This window comes from Amycolatopsis anabasis (genome assembly GCF_009765355.1).
Lineage (GTDB): Bacteria > Actinomycetota > Actinomycetes > Mycobacteriales > Pseudonocardiaceae > Amycolatopsis > Amycolatopsis anabasis.
In genome coordinates this window covers 1-7744 of sequence record NZ_VTHK01000121.1, presented here as the reverse complement: position 1 = coordinate 7744, position 7744 = coordinate 1, and the positions used below count along the sequence as shown (strand labels likewise).

Annotated in this window: 10 protein-coding genes; 5 read left to right on the top strand and 5 right to left on the bottom strand. The window is 68.3% G+C overall.

Annotated features, from left to right (window positions below):
• The 4 genes from FXO23_RS49985 to FXO23_RS49970 form a co-directional block, all read right to left on the bottom strand.
• Nucleotides 1–367, bottom strand: a 367-nt coding sequence (locus tag FXO23_RS49985; protein WP_158896181.1) for a lasso peptide biosynthesis B2 protein, incomplete at its 3' end; no start/stop codon positions are given.
• A complete protein-coding gene (locus FXO23_RS49980; protein ID WP_158896179.1) occupies nucleotides 364–624 on the bottom strand; it encodes a lasso peptide biosynthesis PqqD family chaperone in 261 nt (86 codons plus the stop codon). The genes FXO23_RS49985 and FXO23_RS49980, both read right to left, overlap by 4 nt.
• On the bottom strand, nucleotides 602–2491 hold the full coding sequence (locus tag FXO23_RS49975; RefSeq protein ID WP_158896177.1) for an asparagine synthase-related protein: 1890 nt from the start codon (nucleotides 2489–2491) through the stop codon (nucleotides 602–604). Before FXO23_RS49975 ends, FXO23_RS49980 begins: the two co-directional genes overlap by 23 nt.
• A gap of 48 nt (nucleotides 2492–2539) precedes the next feature.
• Nucleotides 2540–2677 (bottom strand): lasso RiPP family leader peptide-containing protein, encoded by a 138-nt coding sequence (locus FXO23_RS49970; RefSeq protein ID WP_246258633.1) that lies wholly within the window; start codon nucleotides 2675–2677, stop codon nucleotides 2540–2542.
• 291 nt (nucleotides 2678–2968) lie between these two features.
• Between FXO23_RS49970 and FXO23_RS49965 the strand changes: the two genes are divergently transcribed.
• From FXO23_RS49965 to FXO23_RS49955, 3 genes are all read left to right on the top strand, one after another.
• Nucleotides 2969–3115 carry a hypothetical protein gene (locus FXO23_RS49965; protein WP_158896173.1) on the top strand — a complete coding sequence of 49 codons (147 nt, stop codon included), beginning with the start codon at nucleotides 2969–2971 and terminating at the stop codon, nucleotides 3113–3115.
• 238 nt (nucleotides 3116–3353) lie between these two features.
• Nucleotides 3354–3599, top strand: coding sequence for a hypothetical protein (locus FXO23_RS49960; protein ID WP_158896171.1), 246 nt, complete (start codon nucleotides 3354–3356; stop codon nucleotides 3597–3599).
• Nucleotides 3600–3952: 353 nt separating this feature from the next.
• Nucleotides 3953–4348 (top strand): hypothetical protein, encoded by a 396-nt coding sequence (locus tag FXO23_RS49955; RefSeq protein ID WP_158896169.1) that lies wholly within the window; start codon nucleotides 3953–3955, stop codon nucleotides 4346–4348.
• Nucleotides 4349–4663: 315 nt separating this feature from the next.
• Here FXO23_RS49955 and FXO23_RS49950 read toward each other — a convergent pair whose 3' ends face one another.
• Nucleotides 4664–5722, bottom strand: coding sequence for a methyltransferase domain-containing protein (locus tag FXO23_RS49950; RefSeq protein ID WP_158896167.1), 1059 nt, complete (start codon nucleotides 5720–5722; stop codon nucleotides 4664–4666).
• A 526-nt stretch (nucleotides 5723–6248) separates the two neighbouring features.
• On the opposite strand from FXO23_RS49950, the gene FXO23_RS49945 reads away from it, so the two are divergent.
• Together FXO23_RS49945 and FXO23_RS52465 are read left to right on the top strand one after the other, a co-directional pair.
• Complete coding sequence (locus FXO23_RS49945) at nucleotides 6249–6647, top strand: STAS domain-containing protein (protein WP_158896165.1); 399 nt, start codon at nucleotides 6249–6251, stop codon at nucleotides 6645–6647.
• 502 nt (nucleotides 6648–7149) lie between these two features.
• A complete protein-coding gene (locus tag FXO23_RS52465; RefSeq protein WP_281356765.1) occupies nucleotides 7150–7284 on the top strand; it encodes a hypothetical protein in 135 nt (44 codons plus the stop codon).
• The last annotated feature ends 460 nt before the right edge of the window (nucleotides 7285–7744 follow it).

Genomic DNA, 7744 nt, shown 5'->3' with positions numbered 1-7744 from the left:
AGGGTTCGCCGATGGGTTGGTCGTCGGTTTGGATCCAGGCGTGGGCGGTGAAGGGGTGGGTGCGGACGCCGGTGCACCAGGTGGGCCAGGTGCCGTGGAGGCGGCAGTGGAGGGCGGCGGCGAGGGATCGTTGCAGGCAGTGTTGTCCGGCGCAGCGGAGGCTGACGGACACGACGGCGTCTCGTGCGGTTTGGGCTTGTTGGTGGGTGGCGGGGTGGGCGCCGCGGCGCACGAGTTCGAGGACGGTGCGCAGCCGGGCGGGGGTGAGGCGGGCGAGTGCGCGGGCGGCGGCGACCGCGAGCAGGGCTGGCATCCGCCGGTGCGGGGGGAGCGGGGTGCGGGTTTCGAGGGCGACGGGGCCGCTCACGGGTCCTCCAGGAGGTTGGCGGTGTGGAGTCGGGTGGTGATCGCGTCGACGTCACGCCGGGCGCGGTCGGGGTCGAGGTGGTGCAGGTCGGCGAGCTGGGTGGCGATCTGGGCGGGGGTGTGGCCGGATTCGAGGGCGTGCAGGATGCGGGTGCCGGTGGGGTTGAGCTGGTAGTAGCGGCCGGTGCGCCCGTCGAGCAGGACGGTGCCGTGTTCGGTGTGGGTGGTGGCGATGTCAGGGCGCAGGTGCGGGCTCATCGGCGCTTCCCTTCTCGACGTGCGCGGACCGTGGTGTCGGCACCGTTGCTGGTGGTGTGTGGGTGGCGCGGAGCCAGGTTTCGGCGCCGAGGAGGTGTTCCAGGGCGATGGTGATCCGGTTGTCGATTTGTGGCGCCAGCAGCCGGGAACGGAGGGTGTCGGGGTTGATGAGCCCGTGGGCGGCGAGGGCGGAGTCGGCGAACAGGTCCAGGATCTGGGGCAGGTTCCGTTGGAGGCCGAGGTGGGCGTCCTCGCTGAAGTCGCCTTTGGAGGCCCGGCCCGCGATCGACTCGGGCACGATGCCGCGCATCGCTTCGGTCAGCAGGGGTTTGTAGCGCCAGGGGGTGCGGCGTTCGTGCGCACGCACGGCGAGCGCCGCGTCGATCACACCGGTGTCCAGGAAGGGCAGTTCCAGCCGGAGTCCGCCGGTGGTGAACAGCCGCAGCAGTTGGCGGTAGCCCGAACCTGCAGAGCACAGGACTGCGAGGGTGGCGTGCTGGCCCCGCTCGGGTGCGAGCGGGCTGACCTGCTCGGCCAGGCCGCGCAGGAGGTCTTGGGTGGCGTCCAGCGCGGCAGGGGTGGCCCAGGGGTGGGCGCGCAGCGGGTGTCCCCACCCCAAGTCGGGGGCATAGCGGGCCGGTGGCGGGCCGGTGAGCTGGGCGGCCTGCTCCCGCCACCACCCAGACAGGTCCTGGGGGTCGCGCAAGGCGGCCACGACCGCGGCCAGGGGCCAGCGCCCGAGCGCTTGGTAGCCGCGGATGTGCTGGAACGCGGTCCAGGGGCGGCGGCGGAGCAGGTCGTGCAGATAGCGGGGGACCTCGTCGAACAGCTCGTCGCCGCCTTGCCCGGCCAGATGCACCCGGGCACCCCAGCCGGCCAGCACGCGGGTGCAGTGGCGGAAACGGGCCAGGGTGCGGGCACACGGGTAGGGCGCTTCGGTGTCGGCCAGATCCCCGGGGTTGTCAAAGTCCCACGGCGGCCCGCCCGCGGGCAGCACCAGATGCTCGATACCGGACGGTAAATCCGTGGCAGCGCGGGCGGCGAACACGCCGTCGTCGTTGCTGGCATCGGTCTCGGCCCAGCGGAACGTGCCACGCAAAGCCCCCGGCGCGGTGTCGGCGGTCAGGAAGCACAGTGAGGTCGAGTCCATCCCCCCGGACAGATCGGCACTCACGCCTTGCGCGCTGGGCACTCGGGCGGCGACGGCGGTCCGCAGCGCCTCCCGTACCGCGCCGGCCCCTTCGGCCAGAGAGCGTTCCGGGGCCGGTGGCCGCCACCACCGCACCACCATGCCCGTGCCGGTGTGGTGGTCGATGCGCAGATAGTGATCCGGCGCCACCGCGTGCACCCCGCGCCAGAGGGGAAGATCGTTCAACGGTGGCGGCACCAGCGCGCCGCACACCACCCGTGCCGCCAGCACCCGCTCGTCGAGTGCGGCGCCGGTCACCGCGGCCAGCACATCCGCGCGATCACTGGCCACGACCGTGTCACCGACGCGGGTGTGCACCACCCGCCGCAACCCCGCTGGGCCGCTGCCCTGGACCCGCAGCACCCCCTCCACCTCGGCCACCAAATGCGCACAACCGGGCAGGTCCCGGGCCAGGGTGTCCAGATCGTCCACCCGACGCACTCTGGTGATCAGCTCGGTCAGCCGGGTGGCGGTCACCGGACAGTGCCCGATCACCGCCACCCGCACCGAACCGGCGCGGGCCACCGTCAACTCGCCAGGAGCCCAGCGGCCCACCAGCCACGGACGGCCCGACGCGTACGGGACCACCTCGGGCGCCGCTACCACCGCCGCCACCGCCGAAACCCACGACCGGGCACGCGCAACATCCGGCAGCACCAGCCAACCCTGCGTCAACACCAGCGATCCACCTCTTCACGTCCGGCCGTCAACTACGGCATCGCCGAATTACCAGTCGTACCGCGGGTACGGCCAGTCGTAGCGGAGACCAGGGACGCCTCCGAGGGTGTCGTCGCTGAACTGGCCCAACTCCACCAATGCCGGCGGCTCGTACAGCTCCACCGCGGTCTGCTCCTCGCGCATCATGAACTCCTCTCATTCCAGTCACGTTCGCAATCCGGGTGATCGCGAATTCCGTGCGCAATCCACTGTGCTGCCCAGAAACCCCCACCGCACAACACCCTCACCCCAACGAGCACCCCCACCCCGCAGGGCACCAGCACACCCCTCACCCACGCGAGAACCGCACCGACCACACCACGAAGCCGCACAAACCGTTGCACACCAAGGAATTGAACTGGCCGCATCGCCGCCTGGCAGGACCCGGCCGACACCGACCGCTCCCTCGGCGCCGCGGTCGGCCTCACCCACGGCGCGGTGCAGAAGATCCGGAAGAAGCTCGACGAGCGCGATGACGCGCTGGCCCGCCTCATGCCCACCGTGCAGAGCCTGGTCCGGGCCTGGGACCCCGAGCCCCTCCCCGGCCTGGACGACACCGGCGTCGGCGCCTGCGAGGCGAACTGAACCGAGAGATCACGAGCGGGCACCGTGACCGGCCAGAACGCTCAAGTTCGGACTCCAGTACCCGCCGGACTGAAACCCGCACTGCGTTGCCCGCTGCCCAACCAGCGATCCCGGCTGGGTGAGAGGTGCGCACGAGCGAGCGAACATCCACCGTGAGGCCTGGCCAACCGGGATGCTGCTCCGATTCGATTGCAGTCCGGAACGAGCACCGCGCCCAGCGACCGGAAAGGACAATGCCGTGATCAAACACGTGGCAAGGGGCCTGATAGCGGCCGCCGTGCTGGCAGGCACGTGCGCCGCCGCACCCCCCGCGTCGGCCACCGTCGACGACTGTGTCGACCACGCCGTCGACGCCGGCGCCAACGAACACCTCGCGACCTACGCCTGCCACGAGGACACCCTCACCAACTGCTACCGCATCTTCCGCGACAACTACGGCAAGCAGCAGTGGGCACTGCAAGCCTGCCGCAAACGCACCCAATAAACAGGCAGCCCATCTCCGAAGCCAGATACTCACCGCTGCCCGCGCCGAGTGCCAGCCGGCAAGGCCGATGCTCACCGCGGTGATGCAGAGCCGACGCCGAACTGGCCCTCGGCGTCGGTCCACAGCACATCCGCCAAGCCCGACGTGGACAACATCGGCCACACCCCCTCTACGTCCTCGCCGCCGGATGGCCCACCCAGACCCCACGCAAGCACCACCACCCGCCCGATTCGCCACCTTCCGAAACAACCCTGCGATAACCCCAACACCCCCGGCAGCGACGACCAGATCCGGCTCCGGGGCGCGCACCACGGCTTCCTCGCGGATCTTGAGGTGTGCGCCATGCTGGCTGCGTGGCGGGGCGGTCCGAGCAACGGGACTTCGTCGCCCTGCGCTACCGCACCCGCGCGAGCCTGTACAACCAGGCTCCGACCGCCCTCGACTACGCGGCCGGTCACATCTCCGAGCCATTCGAACCTGAGGACGACGACCAGCTCACCGCCAACGACGTGCACGTAACCCGGGAAGGCGGATCCTCCTATCGGGCGGTCGAGGAAACCGGCGCGCTGTCCGTCCAGCCGCCGCCGGACGGTGTCGGCCGGTACGAAAAGGACAACCTCACGATCAACATGGACGCCGACGGGCAGCTCACCGATCATGCGAACTGGCGGCTGCACCTCGGCACCGTCGACGAAGCCCGCTACAGCTATGCACCGCTCTGGAGAACATTCAATTCTACACCGCAGTAAACGGAGCGAATAGCTACGTGGTCCAAGCTGGCGGTTACATTCGAGTTGAGCAAGTGATCAACTATCAATGGGCTTATGGGCATGGCACCGGCCACTCTGATCGGTTCTTTGTCTATCGACATGCGAACGGATCTCATCGACTTGGCGCATGTCACTTCACGTAACAATTATTCGGAATAAACTACGCGCGGCAGCTGTGGCGAAGCAAGATACGGCATCGTCCAGCGCATGCGTTAGTAGACCTGTTTGAAAGTGAGGTGACTGCACCGGTCCCCGCGCTTCCGGCGGTTGAGCACGGGGGCCTTGTTGTCGTGTTCAGCTGTTCTGGCTGCGGTTGATGGCTACCTCGTTCTCTGGCGAGTCCAGCCATACCCATTGACGTTCCGCGGTGACGGTGATGTGGAACCGTGGCCGGACTGGGCTGCCCTGCTCCAGCCACCAGGAATAGGCGGCTTCGGCTTCATCCCACAGCCGCCGCGCCCCGGCCTGGCGAACAGCGCCGCCGGATACCGACGCCCAGGAGTCCGCGGCCAGCAGCCACAGAGTTTCCCCGGAAGCGTCGGTCTCGAACACGGCACGGCATTCGCCCAGGTGCAGCGCGACGGCGAGCCGGGCGTGATTGCCCAGCACCACGCGCGGGTCGAGGTCGGTGGTAGAGGTGTCGGCGATCTCGTCGAAGTCGTCGGGCTCGTCCGGCGGTTCCCACCGCTGGGATCGCAGGCGCATGAAGTTGGCCGATTCGATGATCGTGCCGACCGCGCTGTCGTCACCGACCACAAAGCGCATCAGGTGGTGGTTCGCCATAGGCGGCCCCCAGGGCACGATCATCAGACCACCGGGGCGGGTCTGCTCGACCCAGCTGTACGGCACCGTTTCCACCGATGCAGTGGCGATGACCCGGTCGAACGGGCTGCCTGGTGGGTACCCCGCCGCTCCGTCTCCGGTGATCACCGTGATCGGGCTGTCGACCTTCGCGAGGTTCACTCTGGCGCTGTCGGCGATCTGCGGGTCGACCTCAATCGTGATCACGTTCTGCGGGCCGATGCGGTGCCCCAGCAGAGCGCCGCTGTAGCCGGTACCGGTACCGATCTCCAGCGCGGTCATGCCCGGCTTGACGTCGAGTTCGTCGAGCATCGTGAGTACCAGGGACGGCATCGAGCACGATGAGGTGAAATCCCCGTCCCCGGCAGCGGCGCCGTCGTCGAGTTGGGTGATGACCGCGTCGTTGGAATAGACCGCCCGCAGCCACGTGTCCGGATCTGTGCTGCGGTCGATCGGAACCGTGGTGTGGTCGCTGCGCAGCCACAGGGCTCGGTCGGGGATGAATAGCTCGCGGGGGGTTGCGTCGACCGCGGCACGCCACGGCTCGGGCACATTCGTACCCATCGCAGCGGCTAGCCGGGCCGACTCCGCTAGCGGTCGTGCGGTCAATTGTCGTCGCCCGATTCCGATTTGTCGTCGGTGCCGTGTCGGCCGCTGCTGGCTTCGTTCACGTCCTTCGTTTTGGAGTGATCGTAGTCGCGTTGTCCGTCCCCCGAGGGCTCCTTATCGTGTCTCCCCATGTCGGGGACGCTATGACCGGTGCGGTGGTGGGCAAAGCAGCAACGGAGTGAACCCGCTGGCCAGACGGGTTGGATGCTGGTCACGCAACGTCGCGGACGACAAGGTGCCCCGGCACCGGTGCGGTGTGGAACTGGATGGGCGCCGGGGCGCGGGCGACCGTACCAGCGGGCACCGACGGTGCGGCGTGACCGTGTACCTCCGGAGGTAGTCGCAGCGTCATCCGATAGAGGCTTTCGGCTCTACTTGTCGTGGTTGTTGAATCGCCGTAACTTGGTCGGGCGGTCCTGACTAGGCGTTGCGCGGGATGCGTAGCGCCGAACAGTGAGGGAGGCGCTTGATGGAGAACAGCAACCAAGCCATGCCGCCGGATACCCTCACGGTGAAAGTCGCCGCCCTGGAGCCCGGCCGGGTGCTGGTGGCGGCGCTGGGAGAGATCGACCTCGCAACGAACCTCGAGTGGCAAGAGCGCCTGTCCGGCGCGCTCGACCCGCCGCCACCTGCGGTCCTCGTCGCGGACCTGACCAAGGTGTCCTTCCTCGGCAGCCACGGGCTGAACTCGCTGGTACGCGTCCAGGAGAAAGCCGAAGAGACCGGTACCGACTTCCGAGTCGTCGGCAGCCACCGAGCAGTGCTTCGCCCGATCGAACTCACCGGCCTATCCGGCCACCTGCACCTGTTCGATTCCCTCGACGCCGCACTCGCTGCACAGCATCACCCCCGCGTACAGCGACCTTAATGTGACCGCCAGCGACATCTGTCACCGCACTCCCCGGTCGACCTGGGCTTTCAGGCCCAGTGACCACCGCTGGTTGTCACCAACGGCCAGCTGTACTTGTCACCAAACGTGGATGCCAGCCTTGTTGTCACCAGCTCAACCAGCGTCCACGATTCCGCACCGGATCTTGGTGACAGAAAGCGATGACAGGTAAGGGATACCGCTGTCACTCACAACGTCGTGCCCGTGATCTACGCTGCCACGTTGCGGAGCAGGAATCGAAACTTTGTTCGAAGTACGACAAGCGGGCTGCCGGTGATGGTGGGGTGCTCTCCTGTGCCTACAGGCGTTAGTTGGCACCAGACCGGCCTGCGAACGGGCTATTTGCCTGCGACGACAGACCATGGTTGGCACCAAACACAGATCGCAGTTTGCGCAAAATGAGCAACCACCGCACCGCATCAGGCCGCTGACGAGCAGCGGTAGGTCCAAGCGCGGCGTCGGTGCCAACTATCTTCGGTAGGTGCCATCCATCGTCTGTCGGCACATCTGCCCGCAGTGCCTGGGGCTGATCGCGAACACCAGGCCCGCCTTCTGGGACGACAGCGCGGAGACCGGCCCGCCCTCGGCGGCTGGGGCGAGCTCGCCGTCGTCGTGATCCAGGGGCCGGACAGCGGGAGCCGGGACCGCCGGGAGGTGCCGGTCATCGGCGTAGCCCGGTGGGTGCCGGGCACGCCGCCGCCGGGCAGGCTCCGGGAGAGCTGGAATCCCGACCACGGCGGTCTGACCGAGTACACCTGCCAGGCCTGCTTCGAGCAGGACCCGTATGCCGCCTCGTGGTGCGTGTGGCCGGACGACGCCGCGATGTGGAAGGCCAGCGGACCCGAACCACCTCCAGGCCGGACATCGGAAGGTCGGCAGTGCGGTTGCGCCGGACGCGGCTGCCCACGGCCAGGTCGAACACGGCGGTGCCGGCATGCAGAACCGGTGGGGTGAGGGCGATGTAACCGAGGTGCCAACCGTCCTCGCCCGGCCACCAGGCCAAAGAGCGCGCTTCGGCCTCCACGGGTCCGAGATCCTCCGCGGTCCCGGTCGCGGGGTCGAACAGGTGCAGTTGG

Excerpts from the sequence above, each read along its gene's own strand:
- FXO23_RS49970 (WP_246258633.1), bottom strand. The coding sequence starts at position 2,677 with ATGATGCGCGAGGAGCAGACCGCGGTGGAGCTGTACGAGCCGCCGGCA.
- FXO23_RS49945 (WP_158896165.1), top strand. The coding sequence starts at position 6,249 with ATGGAGAACAGCAACCAAGCCATGCCGCCGGATACCCTCACGGTGAAA.
- FXO23_RS49980 (WP_158896179.1), bottom strand. The coding sequence starts at position 624 with ATGAGCCCGCACCTGCGCCCTGACATCGCCACCACCCACACCGAACAC.